This is a genomic window from Nocardia sp. NPDC127526, assembly GCF_042672265.1.
In the GTDB taxonomy this organism is placed as follows: domain Bacteria; phylum Actinomycetota; class Actinomycetes; order Mycobacteriales; family Mycobacteriaceae; genus Nocardia.
Genome location: NZ_JBHXVO010000026.1, coordinates 24,949 through 41,667, shown reverse-complemented (window position 1 = coordinate 41,667; position 16,719 = coordinate 24,949). Strand labels below are relative to the sequence as shown.

Below are 16,719 nucleotides of genomic sequence, written 5' to 3'. Positions count from 1 at the left end.
GACTGTGATCTACCAGCACAATGATCGGCCCGGCGACCGGGCGGGGGCGGACAGCCGTACCGCTACGAACTCCACAGCGGCGACCACTGATACGAGTCCGGCGACCGCGCCCACAGATTCGGCGACCGCGACCACGGACTCCGCGACCGCGACCACGGGTTCGGCGATCGCGCCCACGGACTCGGCGACCGCGACCACGGGTTCGGGTACCGCGACCACGGGTCCGGCGACCGCACCGATAGGTTCGGCGGCCCCGAACACAGCTTCAGCGAATTCACACACCGCTACCGCGGAGGCGCACCCGGCATCCACGAATGCGCACACGGCGACGGCCAATACGCACACGGCGTCGGCGAATGCATCCAACGCTGCACCCCTATCGTCTGCCGGTGCGCCCGTTCCGCCGCCGGCGCTGGCCGCGGCGGACGCCTTACTTGAGCGCTGCACCGATTACCGCTTCGAACCCGCGGAGAATCCGGCGGTGTCCGCGCTCGCGCTGGCGGTGGGCGCGAATCTGCCGGTATTGCTCTGGGGCGAGCCGGGAATCGGGAAGACGGCCGCGCTGCGGCAGCTCGGCGCCGGGCTCGGCATCACCGTCGAGACCGTGATCGCGAGCGTGCACGAGCCGTCGGACTTCTCCGGTCTGCCGATCGTCGGCCCGGATCCCACCGTGAACGGCGTGCCCATGGCGCCGCCGGACTGGGCGGTGCGGCTCGGGCGGGCCGGGCAGGGCCTGCTGTTCCTGGACGAGCTGTCCTCCGCGCCGCCCGCGGTGCAGGCCGCCCTGCTGCGCGTGGTGCTGGAACGCCGGGTCGGCAGCCTCGATCTGCCGCCGCCGGTGCGAATCGTGGCGGCGGCGAATCCGGCAGCGAGTGCGGCCGACGGATGGCATCTGAGCCCGCCGCTGGCCAATCGCTTCGTGCATCTGGATTGGGTGCACGATCCGGCGGTGGTGTCGCGCGGGCTGGCCGGGACCTGGCCGGCGGTGACGGTGCCGCGGGTGGATGCCGCGGCCGGGACCTCGGCGGTCGCCAAGGCGCGCGGCCTGGTGGCCGGATTCCTGTCCGCGCGGCCGACTCTCACGCATCGGCTGCCCTCCGCTACCGAGGAGCGGGGCCGCGCCTGGCCGTCCCCGCGCACCTGGGAGATGGTGGTGCGGCTGCTCGCCTTCGGATTCGCCGCGGGCGCCGACGATCAGGCGGTCGCGCTGGCGGTGTCCGGCGCGGTCGGGCCGGGCGCGGGGCTGGAACTGCTGTCCTTCATCGCCGAACTGGATCTGCCGGATCCGGAAGCGGTGCTGGCCGATCCGGCGGCCTTCGCGCTGCCGCGGCGCGGTGACCGGCAGCTGGCCTTCCTCACCGCCGTGGTGGCGGCGGTGCAGGGGCGGGTGACCCGGGAACGCTGGGAGGCCGCCTGGGACGTGCTGGGCAAGGCGGTGCACGCCGGATCACCCGATGTGGCGGCGCGCGCGGCCTTCGATCTGGCGGCGCTGCGCACCGGATTCGATTGGCCCGCACCGGCGGTGCTGGATGCCTTCATCGATGTGCTGCGGCTGTCCGGGCGAATGCCGGCGCGCTGATGGACGATTCGCGCGAGCTGGATCGGACCAAGTTGCTGGCGGCCAGGTTTCGCGCCGCCACGGATCGGCCGTATCTGGCGACGGCCTTGTATGCCCTGACGATGGTGCCCTCCGAGCTGGTGCCGACGCTGGCGGTGGATGCGCGCTGGCGCTGCTACGTGAACGCGGAATTCGTTGCGAGCACCGAGGTTCCGGGGCTGGCCGGGGTGCTCATTCACGAGGTGTCGCATCTGCTGCGCGCGCACTTCGAGCGGGCGGCGCAGCTCGCCGAGCCGGTGCATCCGATGCTGGTGAACATCGCGCAGGACTGCGAGATCAATGACGATCTGCTCGAGGACGGACTGGTGCTGCCCGAGGGCGTGGTGCATCCCGGACTGTTCGAGTGGCCGGCGGGGCGGCTGTTCGAGGAGTACCTGCGGCTGCTCGCGAAAGCCGTTGCGGACGAGAAGGATTCGGGCGGGCCCTCGGGCTCCGGGGACGACGACGGGTCCGATCCAGCGGACCGTCTGGCCGACCGGTTCGGGTTGCCCCCGGGTCCGCGGACCGATTGCGGTTCCGGTGCGGTTCCCGGCGCCCGTCCCTGGGAAACCGCCGCGGATTCGGAGACGCCCGCCGTGCACGCCGCCGAGGCCGCCGCCTTGCGCAAATCCACGGCCGAGGCGATCCGTGCGCACGATCGCACCGCCGGTTCGGTGCCGGAGGGCTGGCTGCTGTGGGCGGATCAGACCCTCGAACCCGTCGTCGATTGGCGCACCCGGTTGGCCGGCGGTCTGCGCGAAGCGGTTTCGTGGGCCAGCGGCGCCATCGACTACACCCGCCGCCGTCCCGCGCGCCGCGGTGTGGCGGTGCCGCGCGTGGTCCTGCCCGCCCTGGCGCGGCCGCTCCCCCGGGTCGCGGTGGTCATCGACACCTCCGGTTCCATGTTGCCCGGGGACCTGGCCGCCGCCTATGGCGAGATCACCGGCATCCTGCGGACCGTGGGCCTGGGCGGTGATCGCATCACCGTCCTGGCCTGTGATGCCGAGGTGCACTCGGTCCGTCGCATTCACCGCCTCGAGGACATCGAGTTGCGCGGCGGAGGCGGCACCGATCTCACCGTCGGTATCGAAGCGGCGCTGCGGCTTCCGCATCGGCCCCAGGTCATCGTGGTGCTCACCGACGGCTATACCCCGTGGCCCGAAGCCGCGCCCGGAGCCCGGTTGATCGCGGTGCTCATCGGCGCCGATCCGCCGCGGCCGCCCGCGTGGATCGAATCCGTCACGGTCGAGCACGCCGGCGCCTGATCCTCAGGCCAGCAGCATGGCCGCCCCGAAATGCCCCTGCGCCATGGCCTCCTGCGCGGGCGTGCGCCCGCGCTTGTTCACGAGGTCGCGATCGGCCCCCGCCGCGAGTAGGAACATCACCACTCCCGACTGCCCGTTGGCGGCCGCCACATGCAGGGCCGTCCGGCCCGCCCCGTCGCGGAAATCGACCTCCACCCCTTCGTAGAGCAGCATCCCGACGATCTCGGCCCGCCCGTACTCGGCCGCCGCATGCAGTGGCCGATCAGGTCCGGCCAGCGGGTCCGCACCGAATCGCAGCAGGACTCGGACCATCTCCGAATCGCCCATGGCACAGGCCATTCGGAGCGGGGTACCGTGGCGTTCCGCCTGCGCCTCGACATTCGCGCCCACTCCGAGCAGCACCTCCGCTACGTCGGCCCGCTTACTCCGCACCGCCCGATGCAGTGGCGTGAACTGATTCCGCGGATCCCGCCGGTTCGGGTCCGCCCCGCACCGCACCAGCTCCGCCATCTCCTCGACCGCCGCGACTCCGTCGCGCTGCAATGCCCGTTCCATCCGCTGCGCTATCCACGCCTGATATCCCCCGAACAGCAGAGCGAAGCACCCGTCGGCCGTACCGCCCAGCGCCACCAGCGCCCGTTCCCGCTCCACCGCGACCTCATCGTGCGCGGGCGCCGTCACCCGCCCGTCGCGGTACCCGACCTCATGTTCCGCCCCTTGGCACAGCACCTTTTTCGGCATGAGCAACACGCGCCATGGTCGCACTCGACCCATTCGGGCGCAATGGGATTCGGACGCGACCGCGTCGGCCCGGACTCCATTCGACGATGGCCGCGGGTGCTGTCAGCGGACCGTCGGTGCGCTGTCAGCGGGGGCGGCGACAGTGTGAAGCACGCCGGATGGGCCGCGCGGAGAACCGATGAGGAGAGCACGATGAACACCGTCACGCTGAGCAAGGACGATCAGCACACCCTGCAGACCGCGGCCTTCGGGGTGGTCGCATTGCTGGCCGCCGGGGACACCGAGTGGACGATGTCGGCGCGCATCGGGGCGGCCGCCGGAAATGTGCTGCGGACGGCTACCGGGCTGGTGGGTCACGTGCTGAACGACAAGCGGCCGCAGCCGTACCTGAAGGGCCGCACGATCGCCGCTATCGCGGATGTCGTGCTGCCGGCGATCACGGCCTCGGTGCGGATCCTCGAGGTTCGGGCGCCCGGCGAGGTGGAGAACTTCCGCCGGACCATCGCGACCGCGATCGAGGCGGCGGACTACTGCCTCGAGGGACGGGCCAATCCGGCGGCGACGGAGATCATGCGGAAGATCGCCGGGGCGCTCGCGGGCTGAGGTGCAGACTGGGCGGTCGGGAGAGGATCGGGCCTCTGGTTGGATGGGCACGTGACGAGCGTGCCCTTCCGACTGATCGAATCCGTCCGCCTCGACCGGGTCATGCCGGCCTGGGCGGAGCACTTCCCGCAGTTCGACACGGTGGTCGGCTACACCGACCTGGGCCACGCCTTCCTGATGAGCACCCGGACCGGCGAGTACGGAGTTCTCGACCCCTACAGCGCCGGCACCAAGAGCTACGGCGCCTTCACCGAAGTCACCGACTTCATCGACAAGGTCCTCTTCGACCCGTCTTTCGTGACCTACGTCCTGCAACCCGGCCACGTCGCCGAGATCCGCAAGCGCCTCGGCCCCCTGGCCCCCGACGAGGTCTACATCGCCACCCCCTACCCCTTCCTGGGCGGCTCCGAACACCCCGACTCCTACGACAAGGGCGGAGTCTGGGTCTTCTTCGACCTCGTGGCCCAAGCCCACGGCTTCGAATAGCCCGCCTACCCGAGTTCGGCGAGCCGCGGAACAACAGGCGCGATCCCATCGATCCACGCCGCAGGCGACTCGCCGGGCGGCATGACAATGGCGGTATCGATCCCGAGCTTGGCGAAATCAGCCATGCTCCGCACGAATTCGTCACGTCCATTGGGATTTTCATACTGGTAATACGCCAGCACGGTCTTGCGAATCTCCTCGTAATCCCGCCCCACATCATCACAGTGCCGCCGCAACACCCCGAGCTTGTGCTCGACCTCCGCGGGATCGGAGGCGAACAAATTGCAAGCGTCCCCATACTGAGCAACCAACCGCAACGTCTTCCGCTCCCCCGCCCCACCGATCAGCACCTTCGGCCGATGCAACGGCTGCGGCGCGCACAACGTCTCCGCAAGCTGATAGTGCTTCCCCTCGAACGGCCCGTTGTTCTCCGGATCCCACATCTGCCCGCAAATCCGCAACGCCTCCTCGAGCCGCTCGAACCGCTCGGCCACCGGCGGATACGCAACCCCCAGCCCCCGATGCTCCCGCTCGAACCAGGCCGCCCCGATCCCCAGCGCGGCTCGCCCACCGGACAACACATCCAGCGTGCTGACAATCTTGGCCAGCAGCCCCGGATGCCGATAAGTCACCCCGGTAACCAGCAGCCCGAGCTCGATCGTGGAAGTGTGCGCCGCCATGAAACCCAGCGTGGTGTACCCCTCCAACATGTTCGACTCCGCGGGCAACCCGGTCGGCTCGATCTGGAAGAAGTGATCCATGAACGACAACCAGGTGGCCCCCGACGCCTCCGCCGCAACCCCTACCCTCGCCAACTCCCCAGCGATAGCCGTTGCGCCCCCGTCGATCTCGAATATGGGCAGATGAAATCCGAGCTCCATGAGTTCCTCCGATCCGTCGATGCCCTCATTCTTGTGCGCCGCCCGCACCGCTTCCACGGACTGTCGATCCCTTGCTATCCGCACCGAATCGTGTTGTCCGCACACGAAAGCACGGTCGGCGCGGCTTCGAGGAGCCGCACCGACCGTGCCATTGGGGGCCGCGTGCGCGGATGGGGTCAGGGCTTCGGGGCGCAGTTGGCGGGCTGCACGAGGCCCTGGTTGGCGACGTTGTCGCCGAGGAGGACGGTGACCTTTGCTTCGACGGTCTGGCCGTTGGCGGTGATCTTGACGGTGAAGGTTTCGGTCTTTTCCTGGGCGGTGGCGGTGCAGAGGGCGGACCAGGCGATCTTCTGGCCGTTGTCGATGATGGCGGACATGACGTAGCCCTTCTTGGGCTCCGTGCTGGTCACCAGTTCGATCTTGGGGGTGACGCCGGCGGGGGCGTCCACCAGGTCGGAGATGGGGGTTTCGGCGCGGCCGAAGGTGTTGACGGAGGCGCGGTCCTCCTTGGCGGTCAACTTGCCGCCGCCCTGGCCGGCGCCGTTGGTCGTGGTGGTGAGGGTGTTGGAGGCGGCGGTGGTGTCGAAGGCGCCGTTGGGGGCGAAGCCCTTGACTACGGCTTCGCTGGAGATGGCGGTTTTGTCGGGGGTTTTGCCTTCGACCATGACGGTGAGGGTGGCGGATGCGCTCTTGGCCTTGGTGATTTCACCGAGGTTGAAGACGACCTTCTGGGTGCCTTGGAGGGCGCCGCCGGTTTGGTAGACGGTGTTGCCGGGGAGGGTCACTTCGGCGACGACATTGGTGAAGGTGTCATTGCCGGCGGTGCTCACGGTGAGGGTGCAGGCGACCTCGTCGCCGGGGAAGAGGCTGCCGGGGGTTTGGACGTCGCGGCATTCGTACTTCGAGGTCGGGCCCGCGACGGCGTAGGCGGGGGCGGTGCCGAGGTGCAGGGCGCCGGCGGCGAGCGCGAAGGCCGAGGCGGCCATGGCGGTGCGCTTCAGGGCGGACTTGGGGGCGATGGTCATGGTCTTCTCACCTTTCTGGTGGGTTGATCAGCCCCACGTTGACTGCGGTTCGGATCACCCTTGCTTGTGTTCTGCACCGATGGTCCGAGGAGTGACTCTGCATCGACCAACGAACCGCTAACGGTCGCGAAACCGCGGTCTTGTCAGCGGGTGTAGGCGGGCCGTCAGGGCGCTGTCAGCGGCGGCGAGCACTGTGTGAAGCACGCCGAACGGCACGACACACCAACCGAAACGGAGCAAGACAATGAGCACCATCACCCTGAGCCTGGACGACCAGCGGACCGTGCAGACCGCCGCGCACGGGGTCGTCACCCTGCTGGCGTGCGCCGATCGGGGACGGGCGGGGGCCATCAGCATGGCGGCGGCTGCCGCGCTGACCTCCGCGACGGGGCTGGTCGGGCACGTCGTCAATGACAAGAAGGCGAAGCCGAATGTGAAGGGGCGCACCGTGGCCGACATCGCCGATGTCGTGCTGCCCGCCCTCACCGCGTCGGTGCGGATCCTCGAAACCGAGGCCCCGCAGGAGGTCGGCAACTTCCGCGGCACCATCGCCACGGCGATCAGCGCCGCCGAACAGGTGTACGGCGGGCGGCCGCATCCGGCCGCCGCCGAACTGATCCGCAAGATCAATGGTGCGCTTGCGGCGTGAAATCCCTACTGCTTCAGCAGTTCCAGCAGGGCTTGGTGCGGCAGGGCGGGCGAGAAGTTACCGTCCCTGCCGGTCATGTCCTGATTGACGATCAGCGAGTTCAGGACCGCTTCCTCGACGGCGTGCGCGGTCGCCGAGTAGAAGAGGTTCATGCGGTTCCACGGCATCATCCGATGCGATTCGATCTCGGTCTCCGAGATCTCCCCGCCGGGGAAGTTCGTGGTGGATTCGCGGTCGTCGGCGGTGGAGAAGGCCAGGAAGATGTCACCGGAGAAGAAGCTGCCGGTGGTCCCGGTTCTGGCCAGCCCCATGGGAACCCGGCGCGCGAGCGCCTTGCACTGCCCGGGCGAGAGCGGCGCATCGGTCGCCACGATGGCGATGACCGATCCGGCGCCGGCCGGGGCGGGCGGTTCGGGGCGCGCCGGCGCCTGCATGGGATTGGGCACGTCGAGCTGGGTTCCGACGGGGCGGCCGAGCACGGTCAGTTCCGCGCGTGCACCGAAGTTGGCCTGAACGAAGACACCGAGGGTGAAAGTCTCGGCGCCGAAGGCGATTCGACGTGAGGAGGTGCCGCTGCCGCCTTTGAAGCCGTAGCAGTTCATGCCGGTGCCGCCGCCCACCGAGCCCTCGGCGACCGGGCCGGACCGCGCCGAGTCCAGGGCTCGCCGCACCACCGCGGGCGTCACATGTCCGCCATTGATGTCGTTGAGGTAGCCGTCCCAGGTCTCCGCGCACACCGGCAGCAGCCACTCCCGGCCCCGGCCCGAGTGCACCTCGTTGACCCATTCGATCACGCCCGTATGGCACTCGCCCACCGCGTGGGTGTTGGAAATCGTAATGGGCACAGCCAATTCCCCCACCTCGTCGATCCAGGTGGTGCCGGTCATCTCCCCATTGCCATTGAGCGAGAACCACCCCGCCGAGCAGGGCCGCCCCAGCCCGGCCCGCCCGCGCGGCAGGATGGCGGTGACCCCGGTGCGCACCGGTCCGCGCCCGACCGACAGCGCGCCCTCGCCCTCGATGAGCGTCCGGTACCCGACCTCGACGCCCGCCACATCGGTAATGGCATTGAAAGGCCCCGGTGTGCCGGGAAATTCGAGTCCGATATCGCGCGCCCGCGGTTGCCCTGTCGATGTCATGCAATCCACCGAACCACATTTCGATCGTTTCGGCCGGGAAGTTTTCCCGGCGTAACCTCTGTTGCAGGTTAGATGAACGAGTTCAACGAGAACGTGATCGCGGAGTTCCGTGCCAATGACGGCAAGGTCGGCGGCACCTTCGAGGGCCGGTACATGGTCCTCATCACCACCACGGGCGCCAAGTCGGGCCGCCCGGTCACCAATCCGCTGGTCTACGTCCCCGATACCGATCGCATCGTGCTGATCGCCTCCAATGGCGGGGCCGACAAGCACCCCGCCTGGTATCACAATCTGCGCGCCAATCCCCGGCTCACGGTGGAGCTCGGCGCCGAAACCTACACCGGCAAGGCCGAATTCCTCACCGGTGACGAGGCCGAGACTCTTTTCAACCGCATGGTCGAACTCCTGCCGGAGTTCGCCAACTACCGCGCGAAGACCACCCGGCGGATCCCCGTGATCGCCGTCTACCGCGAATCGGCCTGACCCGCACCGGCCGAGACCGGGACGCCGCCCAACTGGTGCAGCAACTCGGCGGTGGTCGCCACCGCGCCGCAGCGCCGGGTGACGTAGTTGAGCGCCATCAGGTGCTCGTCACGCGTGAAGTCCGCGGTGGCGTCCTGCACCAGGAACGGGTGGATATCGGACATGAACGCGTCCGCCGCGCTGAGCATGCAGCCCATGTGGGTGTAGACGCCGGTGACGATCAGCTGATCGCGGTTGTAGAAGCTGAGCAGATCACGCAGGTCGGTGCGCTGGAAAGCGGAATAGCGCCACTTGGTGACCTGAATATCGCGCGGTGTGGGCCGTAGTTCCTCGATCACCTCGGTGTCCGGCCCCACGGACATGCCGCTGCCCCAGAAGTCGGCCAGAATCCCCCGCCGGGAGGGATGCTGGTTGCCGGGCTGCATCGTGTAGATGACCGGAACGCCGAGGTCGTGGCAGCGGGCGCGCAGGGTCGCGATGTTGTCGATGAGAGTGCTCGCGGGATCGCGCGTGGTGTCGTAGGCCGAGATGAAGTACTGCTGCATGTCGTGGATGAGCAGCGCCGCACGGCTGGGATCGATGGTCCAGTCGACCTGGTTGGGGACGACCTCGGCGGTGGTCGGCATCGAATACGGGGCAATCGGGGGGATGGGCATCAGAACTCCGGGTGTCGTCTTCGTGGGTGACATCGGCCGGTGGCCGGAAAGGGTGGTCAGGGCCGCCGATCAGGCGACGGTGACCGGAACATCCGCAATACCCAGGGGGCCGAGGATGCGCTGGAATTTGCCGGTGGTCTCGGCCAATTCGGCGGCCGGATCGGATTCGGCCACAATGCCGCCGCCCGCATGGGCGAGCAGGCTGCGACCGTCGGCGGCGAGCTCGGCGCAGCGAATGCTGACCATCCATTCGCCATTGCCTTCGGCATCGCACCAGCCCACCGCGCCCGCGTAGAAACCGCGATCGCCTTCGAGGTCCGCGATGAGCCGCGCGGCCGCGGCGGTCGGGGTGCCGCAGATGGCGGGCGTGGGGTGCAGCGCGGCCGCGAGTTCGAGCGCGGACGGGCCGTCGACCGGCACGGTGGCGGTGATGGGGGTTCCGAGATGCCACATCTCCGGCGTGCTCGTGAGCTCCGGACCGGCCGGGGTGTGCACGGTGGCGCAGCGGTCGCGCAGCACACCGCTGACCTGATCGACCACATAACCGTGCTCGTGCCGATCCTTGGCCGAGCCGAGCAGGTTATCGGCGGCCGCACGGTCGGCGTCGGAATCCGGTGCGCGCCGGGCCGAACCCGCCAGCGGGTGACTCAGCACCTCGGATCCCTCACGGCGAACCAGGATTTCGGGACTGGAGCCGACCAGATGCTTGCCGTGATATGCCTCGCCCGCACCGGAGAGATCGACGAGGAACCCATTGCCGGCCGAATCGGTGGCGACGAGCAGATCCAGCAGTTCGGCGGCCCGGATGGGCTGCTCGGACCGCGCGCGAATCGACCGCGCCAGCACCACTTTCCGGATCGAGTGAAGCGGATCGGCCAGCAGGCGAACCGCGGCGGCGACGCGCTCCATGTGCGCGCTCGGCGGCACCGCGGAATCGATCTCGAACCGGGGTAGGTGCTCCGGCGCGGCGGGCCGGTAGGCGCTGTCCCGCACCGACATCGAGTGCGGCGCGAACAGTGCGGCGGGTGCGCCGACCTCGAAAGGCAGTGCGCCGACAATATATTCGACCTGCCCGCTACGCAGCGCGGCGACGGCCTCGGCGGCGGTGTGGAATACCCGGCCGACGCCCTGCGCGACCACGGTCCGGTGCGGACGGGCCAGGATAAAGGCGGGTTCCGAGGTATCGGGGGTGGTGGCGGAAATGGGGATCATCCTCTCGGGTCACATGTCGAGCGTCGCCCCGCCGTCCACCCGCAGATCGTGCAGGGTGATGTGGCGGGCGTCGTCGGATACCAGGAAGCGGACCGCCGCGGCGATATCGGCGGGAGCGGCAATGCGCCGCAGGGGAATTCCGAGGCGGTAGGCCGTCGGATCACCATCGAGCAGGGCGGTGTGGGAAGCCTCGTCCAGCGGCTGGTCGCCGTCGGCGAACATGCCGCGCAGCATGGGGGTGTCGGTGGAGCCGGGCGAGACCAGATTCACCCGGACGCCGTGCGGGGCGACCTGGAGGGCGAGCGCGCGGGTGAAGGCGGTGGCCGCGGCCTTGGAGGCGCAGTAGGCGGCCATGCCGACGCGCGGAGTGCTCGCCGCATTGGAGGACACGACGACGATGGCGCCGCCGCCCGCCGCGACCATGTCGTTGGCGGCCCGCTGGGTGACGTGCATGGTGCCGGTGGCATTGACCGCCAGCGACCGCTCCCAATCCTCCGGCGTGGTGTCCAGGCCGGTGCCCGCGAGCATGATTCCGGCCGCGTGCACCACCACATCGGCCGGGCCGTGCTCGGCCACCAGTTTGTCGAAGGCGTCCGCGACTGCGCTACGGTCGGTGACGTCCACCTCGACGGCGGTGACGGAAGCCTTTGTGCCGGCGCTTATTTCCCGTGCCACGTCATGGACCCGCGGATCTCGGTCCCACAGCGATATCGCGCCGGCGTCGCTCGCGAGGGCCGCCGCGACGGCGGCTCCGATGCCCGCGGCGGCTCCGGTCACGACGACCACGCGCTCACCCGAATCGATCATGACCATAAGGTTAGCCTAACCTGATAAGAATAGGTTGCGCTCGTTCGCAAAGTTAGCTTTCCGGCACCGAGCGCGCCGTCCGAAATCTGCTGAAAAGAGGTGTCCTGCAATGTCATCGACCGTGCTCCCCGGCTTCACACCGTGGCCGGCGGCCGACGCCCAACGGTATCGAGAGCTCGGCCTGTGGACCGGCGAGACCTTCGGGGACATGCTGGCCGCCCGGGCGGCCGCCACGCCCGAGGCGATCGCCGTGGTCGATACGGCCAATTCCTGGAGCTACGCCGAACTGGATCGGCGCTCCCGATCGCTGGCCACCGGATTGGCGCGGCTCGGCATCGGCCGACAGGACCGGGTGCTGGTGCAGCTGCCGAACCGGGCCGAATTCGTCGAGGTGATCTTCGCGCTGTTCCGGCTGGGCGCGCTGCCGGTGTTCTGCCTGCCCGCGCACCGGCAGGCCGAACTGGTGCCGATCGCCACCGCCAGCGCGGCGAAGGCCGTGATCACCTGCGGCAAGCATCAGCTGTTCGACTATGCGGCGCTGGCGGATTCGATCCGGCAGCAGGTCGCCTCGCTCGAGCATCTCGTGGTCGTCGGCGATGGCGACGCGGACCTGCCCGCGGGTGCGCACGATATCGCCGAGTTCCGCGACGAGCCGGGCGAACTGCCGGTCCTGAATGCCGGTGACGTGGCGTTCCTGCAGCTGTCCGGCGGCAGCACGGGCATTCCGAAGCTCATCCCCCGCACCCATGACGACTACCTGTTCAGCGTGCGGCGCAGCGCCGAGATCTGCGAACTCGGCAGCGACAGCGTGTATCTCGCGACACTGCCGGTGGCGCACAACTTCCCGATGAGCTCGCCCGGCATTCTGGGCGCGCTGTGGGCGGGCGGCACCGTGGCCATGACGCCGGATCCCACACCGGCGACGGCGTTTCCGCTCATCGAGAAGTTCGGGGTGACCATCACCGGCCTGGTGCCGCCGCTGGCCCGGCTGTGGGTGGAGCGGGCCGAGGCCGGGAACACTCCGGATCTGTCCAGCCTGCGGGTGGTGCTGGTGGGCGGTGCGCGCTGCCCCGAGGAGCTCGCCGAACGTGTCGGACCGGCGCTGGGGGTGACCTTGCAGCAGGTGTTCGGCATGGCCGAAGGACTGGTCTGCTACACGCGATTGGACGATCCCACGGACGTGGTGATCGCCACCCAGGGCCGCCCCATGTCCGAGTACGACCGGGTCAAGGTGGTCGACGACCAGGGCGTCGAGGTGCCGCCGGGCACGGACGGCAATCTGCTCACCCAGGGCCCGTACACGATTCGCGGCTACTACGACAATGCCGAGGCCAATGCCCGCAGCTTCACCGCCGACGGCTGGTACAGCACCGGCGATATCGTGAGCCTGCGCCCCGACGGCAATCTCGAGGTGCGCGGCCGCGCCGGCGACTGGGTCAATCGCGGTGGCGAGAAGGTGTCGGCCGAGGAGCTCGAGGGCCACCTGCTCGCGCATCCGGGCGTGCGCGACGCCGTGATCGTGGGTACGCCGGATCCGGTACTGGGGCAGCGCATCTGCGCTTTCGTCCAGCCGGTCGACGCGGACGCGAAGCTCACCCTCATGACCGTGCGCGCCTTCGTGCGGGAGCGCGGTGTCGCGGCCTGGAAGATGCCGGATTCGGTGGTGGTCGTGGAGAACTTCCCGGAGACCGGCGTCGGCAAGATCAGCCGCAAGGAACTGCGCCAGGTGCTCGCCGAAGGAGCGCAACGGAACTGACGGCAATAGCCGCACAGCCCGCGAGGGCCGTGCGGCTACCGCACCGCGGGGTGGCGCGGAGACGGCCGCGCCACCCGTCAAGACAGCACGTCGATCCACGAACCCAGCACGGGATCCGCTGCGAGGCTGGGGAAGTCGACGTGTTCGAACCCGTCGGCCCGCCACTTCTCCACCAGCGACATGATCCGCACCGAATCCAGGCCGGCGTCAAGGAGATTCGTCTCGACGGTCAGCTCATCGGCGCCGACGCCCAGCGCCGCCGCCACATCCTCGATGACCCGCTCGGACAGGGCGGTCGTTTCGTTCGTCATGATCCCTCACTCGTCTCGATCGTAGTCGGCGACGCCGCGCTTCCAGTACCCGGCGATCAGGCAGTCCTTGGGGCCGATGCCGAGCTCGGTGCGCACCCAGCGGCGCATCGGCTTCAGCACGCCCGACTCACCGGCCAGCCAGGCGTAAACCCGTTCCCCGGCAGGAATTTCCACCGTGCGGGCGGCCTTCTCCAGCGCGTCGCCGGTACCCGGCTCGGCGTCACCGCGGTGCACCCAGTGCACGGTGAAGCCCGGCGGGGCGTCGATGGCGATTTCCTCGTCGGGTCCGGTCACCTCGATGAACGCCCAGCCCGAGGATTCGCGCGGCAGCCATTCCAGCCAGCGGGCGATGGCGGGCAGCGCGGTGATATCGCCGATCAGCAGATACTTGTCATAGGTCTTGGGCACCACCACGCCACCGGGCGGGCCCGCAATGTGCATCGGCGTGCCGGGGACGGCCGCCAGCGCCCACTCCGAGGCCAGCCCGCCGGGGTGGATGGCGAAATCGATATCCAGTTCCCGGTCTTCGGCGCTGAAGCGGCGCACGGTGTACTCGCGCGACACCGGGCGCGGGTTGCCCCATTCCAGGGACAGCCCGTCCTTCCTGGGCAGCCGCAGCACCCCGTCCTCACCCGGGAAGACCAGGCGCACATGCTCATCCGGCACATAGCTGTGGAATCCGGCGAGATCCTCACCGCGGAAGGTGATCCGCACCAGGCCCGCGCCCACCGGCACGGTGCGCGCTACTTCCACGGCGCACAATCCGATCGGATAACCGACCTTGTGCCCGTGCTCACCGGCGAGCACTTCGGTGATGCGTTCGGCGTAGGCCGCGCGATCCATCAGTTTTCTTCCTTTCCATGAGACGGGGCCGGGGCGGGAACCGGTGCGGCGCCGTCGTTTCCGCCCAGCCGGTACAGCGGACCCGCGAAGGCCGCCGCGAGACCCGCCAGCACCAGCGTCGCGATGCCGTAGGCGAGGAACGCGGTGTCCGGCGCGAAGAGTTGTCCCACCACGCCGGCGGCCATCGAGCCGATCGCGGAGCCGGTGACCGCCTGCACCATCAGCAGGCCGGAGATCCGGCCCCGGAACTCCTCCGGGGACTGCTGCTGCAGCAGCGTGTAGCGCAGCACCATGCTGACCGCGCGGGCCAGACCGAAGGCGGCCAGGCCGAGGAAGACCCAGGCCGCATTGGCCCACAGTCCGGCCGCGATCACGCCGAGCGGCATGAGGGCCACCGCGAGCAGCAGCGCCCGGCCGGGGCGGCCCGAGCGGCCGATCCAGCCGCTGGTCAGCGAACCGAGCACCGCACCCGCGCCCGGCGCGGCATACAGCAGGCCGAGCACCGTCGGGCCGCCGCCGAGTTCGACGTCGACGAAGGCCGGGAGCAGCACCAGCGGGCCGCTCACCAGCATGGCGACCAGGCCGGTGAACAGGACGGCGCGAATCAGGTTGTGCCGCATGGCGAATTGGACGCCGGTGGCGAGTTCGCGCAGCGGATGCTGGGTGTTGCGGGCCGGCGCCGGTGAAGGGCCGATGGCGCGGATGAGCCCGACGGTCGCGGCGGTGGCGGCGGCCGCGATGAAAAAGGCCGGGCCGACACCGGTTTCGGCAATGAGCAGACCGGCGAGGGCCGGAGTGATCATGGTCCCGAGGTCGGAGGTGAGCGCGGTGAGCGCTCCGGCGGCGGCCAGCTTCTCCCGGCCGACCAATTGCGGGACCAGCGCCATGAGCGCCGATCCGCTGATACCGCCGGCCAGGCCGTCGACCACGCCGGCGGTATAGATCACGGCCAGTTGCGGATCCGGCAGCAGCGCGTTCACGCCGAGGGCCAGGAAGCCCAGACCGGCCGCGCTGCGCGACCATTGGATGACATCGCGCCGGTCGTACCGGTCCGCGATCACCCCGCCCGCCAGGCTTCCGGCGAACAGGGCGACCGCGGTGACCGTGGTGACGCCGGCGACATGCAGGGAGGATCCGGTGAGCTGGTAGACCTGCACGGGCAGGGCCACCATGAGCAGGCCGATCCCGAGCACCGATACCAGCCGGGCCGCGAAGGCACAGCGGAATCCGCGGCTGGCTTTCAGGGGCGAGGTATCGATGAGCAGGCCGCCGACGGCTGTCACTTGAAGCGCTCCCCCAGCAGATCGAGGGTGGCCATGGTGTTGCGGTAGTCGGGCCGCTGCGCGGTGACGGGCAGCTCGTAGACGTGGCCGGACTGGAAGGCCGGCAGCTTCGCGATGACCGGGTCCTCCTTCAGCTGGGCGATGCTGCGGCCGCCGTCGAGCTGCACGACGAACAGGTTGGGGGCGTCGACGACGGTGCTCGCCAGTTCGGGGCTGAAGTTCACCCAGTCGGCGGCCGCAGGACGGGTCGGGTTGCCCGCCTTGGCTTCCACCTTGTCGTCGATGGTGAAGCCGACCGCGGTGAGCAGCGTGGCCAGCGGGGTGCCGGGGGCGATCACCGAGGGCTTCTGATCCTTGCGCGACTGGTAGACCGACACCGCGCCCTGCGGCACCTTGATGCCGGCCTTGACCTTCGCGACCTTGTCGTTGTAGTTGCTGATCAGGCCGTCGACCTTGTCGGACTGGTTGACGATGTCCGCGACCACCTTCAGCTGGTCCTGCCACTGCAGCAGGTCCGAGGGCACCAGCGCGGTCGGCGCGATGGCGGCCAGCTTGTCGTAGCCGTCGATGGACTGCTGGCCCGGGAAGCCCTGGCCGCCACCGATGATCAGGTCCGGCTGCTGGGCCGCGATGAACTCCAGATTGATGTTGTCACCGGAGGGCAGCACCTCGGTGCCCTGCTTCTTGGCGTCCTCCGACCACGCGGCCGGGAACTCGCCCGGCTTCAGGGTCACGCCCAGTACGCGCGGATCCGCGGCCTTCACCTTCGCGCCCAGGTCGAACAGGTAGCCGGCGAGCGAGCCGTTCACCACCACGATCCGCTGCGGATCGGCGGGCACGGTGACCGCGCCCTTGGCGGTCTGCACCTCCCGGGTACCCGACTTGCCGGCCTCGTCGGAGGAGGAGCTACTGCAGCCGGCCACCACCGCGACCAGCGCGAGGATGAGCAGCGCGACGGCGGCGCGCACGCGAGCCGTCATTC

At 69.3% G+C, this 16,719-nt stretch carries 19 protein-coding genes; 7 read left to right on the top strand and 12 right to left on the bottom strand.

The annotated features are described in order from the left end of the window. Positions 1–9: 9 nt before the first annotated feature. Positions 10–366 carry a hypothetical protein gene (locus ACFVIV_RS30570; protein WP_379202268.1) on the bottom strand — a complete coding sequence of 119 codons (357 nt, stop codon included), beginning with the start codon at positions 364–366 and terminating at the stop codon, positions 10–12. 115 nt (positions 367–481) lie between these two features. On the opposite strand from ACFVIV_RS30570, the gene ACFVIV_RS30565 reads away from it, so the two are divergent. Continuing rightward, positions 482–1,579: an AAA family ATPase gene (locus tag ACFVIV_RS30565; RefSeq protein WP_379202266.1), complete on the top strand. Its 1,098-nt coding sequence runs from the start codon at positions 482–484 to the stop codon at positions 1,577–1,579. Then, positions 1,579–2,862: a VWA-like domain-containing protein gene (locus ACFVIV_RS30560; protein ID WP_379202264.1), complete on the top strand. Its 1,284-nt coding sequence runs from the start codon at positions 1,579–1,581 to the stop codon at positions 2,860–2,862. Before ACFVIV_RS30565 ends, ACFVIV_RS30560 begins: the two co-directional genes overlap by 1 nt. Before the next feature lie 3 nt (positions 2,863–2,865). On the opposite strand, the gene ACFVIV_RS30555 is transcribed toward ACFVIV_RS30560, so the two are convergent. Then, on the bottom strand, positions 2,866–3,603 hold the full coding sequence (locus ACFVIV_RS30555) for an ankyrin repeat domain-containing protein (protein ID WP_379202262.1): 738 nt from the start codon (positions 3,601–3,603) through the stop codon (positions 2,866–2,868). Positions 3,604–3,795: 192 nt separating this feature from the next. Between ACFVIV_RS30555 and ACFVIV_RS30550 the strand changes: the two genes are divergently transcribed. Together ACFVIV_RS30550 and ACFVIV_RS30545 are read left to right on the top strand one after the other, a co-directional pair. After that, positions 3,796–4,206: a hypothetical protein gene (locus ACFVIV_RS30550; RefSeq protein WP_379202261.1), complete on the top strand. Its 411-nt coding sequence runs from the start codon at positions 3,796–3,798 to the stop codon at positions 4,204–4,206. Between the two features lie 51 nt (positions 4,207–4,257). After that, positions 4,258–4,692 (top strand): T6SS immunity protein Tdi1 domain-containing protein, encoded by a 435-nt coding sequence (locus ACFVIV_RS30545; protein WP_379202259.1) that lies wholly within the window; start codon positions 4,258–4,260, stop codon positions 4,690–4,692. 5 nt (positions 4,693–4,697) lie between these two features. On the opposite strand, the gene ACFVIV_RS30540 is transcribed toward ACFVIV_RS30545, so the two are convergent. Together ACFVIV_RS30540 and ACFVIV_RS30535 are read right to left on the bottom strand one after the other, a co-directional pair. Further along, a complete protein-coding gene (locus tag ACFVIV_RS30540; protein WP_379202363.1) occupies positions 4,698–5,573 on the bottom strand; it encodes an LLM class F420-dependent oxidoreductase in 876 nt (291 codons plus the stop codon). Between the two features lie 176 nt (positions 5,574–5,749). Further along, positions 5,750–6,598: a hypothetical protein gene (locus tag ACFVIV_RS30535; protein WP_379202257.1), complete on the bottom strand. Its 849-nt coding sequence runs from the start codon at positions 6,596–6,598 to the stop codon at positions 5,750–5,752. Positions 6,599–6,842: 244 nt separating this feature from the next. Between ACFVIV_RS30535 and ACFVIV_RS30530 the strand changes: the two genes are divergently transcribed. Continuing rightward, the gene (locus ACFVIV_RS30530) at positions 6,843–7,247 is read left to right on the top strand and encodes a hypothetical protein (RefSeq protein ID WP_379202255.1); all 405 of its coding nucleotides are present in this window, start codon (positions 6,843–6,845) and stop codon (positions 7,245–7,247) included. Positions 7,248–7,252: 5 nt separating this feature from the next. On the opposite strand, the gene ACFVIV_RS30525 is transcribed toward ACFVIV_RS30530, so the two are convergent. Further along, positions 7,253–8,386: a P1 family peptidase gene (locus ACFVIV_RS30525; protein WP_379202254.1), complete on the bottom strand. Its 1,134-nt coding sequence runs from the start codon at positions 8,384–8,386 to the stop codon at positions 7,253–7,255. A gap of 72 nt (positions 8,387–8,458) precedes the next feature. Here ACFVIV_RS30525 and ACFVIV_RS30520 point away from each other — a divergent pair, with 72 nt between their 5' ends. Then, entirely contained in the window at positions 8,459–8,869 is a 411-nt protein-coding gene (locus ACFVIV_RS30520) for a nitroreductase family deazaflavin-dependent oxidoreductase (protein ID WP_379202252.1), read from the top strand. Here the strand turns inward: ACFVIV_RS30520 and ACFVIV_RS30515 are convergent. From ACFVIV_RS30515 to ACFVIV_RS30505, 3 genes are all read right to left on the bottom strand, one after another. Continuing rightward, complete coding sequence (locus ACFVIV_RS30515; RefSeq protein ID WP_379202250.1) at positions 8,851–9,525, bottom strand: isochorismatase family protein; 675 nt, start codon at positions 9,523–9,525, stop codon at positions 8,851–8,853. The genes ACFVIV_RS30520 and ACFVIV_RS30515 overlap by 19 nt on opposite strands. A 69-nt stretch (positions 9,526–9,594) precedes the next feature. Then, the gene (locus ACFVIV_RS30510) at positions 9,595–10,737 is read right to left on the bottom strand and encodes an isochorismate synthase MenF (RefSeq protein ID WP_379202248.1); all 1,143 of its coding nucleotides are present in this window, start codon (positions 10,735–10,737) and stop codon (positions 9,595–9,597) included. Positions 10,738–10,746: 9 nt separating this feature from the next. Continuing rightward, complete coding sequence (locus ACFVIV_RS30505) at positions 10,747–11,550, bottom strand: SDR family oxidoreductase (RefSeq protein WP_379202246.1); 804 nt, start codon at positions 11,548–11,550, stop codon at positions 10,747–10,749. A gap of 103 nt (positions 11,551–11,653) precedes the next feature. Here ACFVIV_RS30505 and ACFVIV_RS30500 point away from each other — a divergent pair, with 103 nt between their 5' ends. Next, positions 11,654–13,300, top strand: a complete 1,647-nt coding sequence (locus ACFVIV_RS30500) for a (2,3-dihydroxybenzoyl)adenylate synthase (protein WP_379202244.1) — start codon at positions 11,654–11,656, stop codon at positions 13,298–13,300. A 77-nt stretch (positions 13,301–13,377) separates the two neighbouring features. On the opposite strand, the gene ACFVIV_RS30495 is transcribed toward ACFVIV_RS30500, so the two are convergent. From ACFVIV_RS30495 to ACFVIV_RS30480, 4 genes are read right to left on the bottom strand one after another with little or no spacing between them, the layout of a single operon-like run. Then, on the bottom strand, positions 13,378–13,611 hold the full coding sequence (locus ACFVIV_RS30495) for a phosphopantetheine-binding protein (protein WP_379202243.1): 234 nt from the start codon (positions 13,609–13,611) through the stop codon (positions 13,378–13,380). Positions 13,612–13,617: 6 nt separating this feature from the next. Next, positions 13,618–14,454 (bottom strand): siderophore-interacting protein, encoded by an 837-nt coding sequence (locus tag ACFVIV_RS30490; RefSeq protein ID WP_379202241.1) that lies wholly within the window; start codon positions 14,452–14,454, stop codon positions 13,618–13,620. Then, entirely contained in the window at positions 14,454–15,737 is a 1,284-nt protein-coding gene (gene entS / locus ACFVIV_RS30485; RefSeq protein WP_379202239.1) for an enterobactin transporter EntS, read from the bottom strand. The genes ACFVIV_RS30490 and entS overlap by 1 nt, the downstream gene beginning before the upstream one ends. Beyond that, the gene (locus tag ACFVIV_RS30480; RefSeq protein WP_379202237.1) at positions 15,734–16,717 is read right to left on the bottom strand and encodes an ABC transporter substrate-binding protein; all 984 of its coding nucleotides are present in this window, start codon (positions 16,715–16,717) and stop codon (positions 15,734–15,736) included. The genes entS and ACFVIV_RS30480 overlap by 4 nt, the downstream gene beginning before the upstream one ends. Positions 16,718–16,719: the final 2 nt, after the last annotated feature.

Coding starts and splice junctions, on each gene's coding strand:
- ACFVIV_RS30555 (WP_379202262.1), bottom strand. CDS start 3,603: ATGCCGAAAAAGGTGCTGTGCCAAGGGGCGGAACATGAGGTCGGGTAC.
- ACFVIV_RS30495 (WP_379202243.1), bottom strand. CDS start 13,611: ATGACGAACGAAACGACCGCCCTGTCCGAGCGGGTCATCGAGGATGTG.
- ACFVIV_RS30510 (WP_379202248.1), bottom strand. CDS start 10,737: ATGATCCCCATTTCCGCCACCACCCCCGATACCTCGGAACCCGCCTTT.
- ACFVIV_RS30505 (WP_379202246.1), bottom strand. CDS start 11,550: ATGGTCATGATCGATTCGGGTGAGCGCGTGGTCGTCGTGACCGGAGCC.
- ACFVIV_RS30530 (WP_379202255.1), top strand. CDS start 6,843: ATGAGCACCATCACCCTGAGCCTGGACGACCAGCGGACCGTGCAGACC.
- ACFVIV_RS30540 (WP_379202363.1), bottom strand. CDS start 5,573: ATGGAGCTCGGATTTCATCTGCCCATATTCGAGATCGACGGGGGCGCA.
- ACFVIV_RS30520 (WP_379202252.1), top strand. CDS start 8,459: ATGAACGAGTTCAACGAGAACGTGATCGCGGAGTTCCGTGCCAATGAC.
- ACFVIV_RS30515 (WP_379202250.1), bottom strand. CDS start 9,525: ATGCCCATCCCCCCGATTGCCCCGTATTCGATGCCGACCACCGCCGAG.
- ACFVIV_RS30500 (WP_379202244.1), top strand. CDS start 11,654: ATGTCATCGACCGTGCTCCCCGGCTTCACACCGTGGCCGGCGGCCGAC.
- ACFVIV_RS30490 (WP_379202241.1), bottom strand. CDS start 14,454: ATGGATCGCGCGGCCTACGCCGAACGCATCACCGAAGTGCTCGCCGGT.
- ACFVIV_RS30525 (WP_379202254.1), bottom strand. CDS start 8,386: ATGACATCGACAGGGCAACCGCGGGCGCGCGATATCGGACTCGAATTT.
- ACFVIV_RS30550 (WP_379202261.1), top strand. CDS start 3,796: ATGAACACCGTCACGCTGAGCAAGGACGATCAGCACACCCTGCAGACC.
- ACFVIV_RS30535 (WP_379202257.1), bottom strand. CDS start 6,598: ATGACCATCGCCCCCAAGTCCGCCCTGAAGCGCACCGCCATGGCCGCC.
- ACFVIV_RS30560 (WP_379202264.1), top strand. CDS start 1,579: ATGGACGATTCGCGCGAGCTGGATCGGACCAAGTTGCTGGCGGCCAGG.
- ACFVIV_RS30480 (WP_379202237.1), bottom strand. CDS start 16,717: ATGACGGCTCGCGTGCGCGCCGCCGTCGCGCTGCTCATCCTCGCGCTG.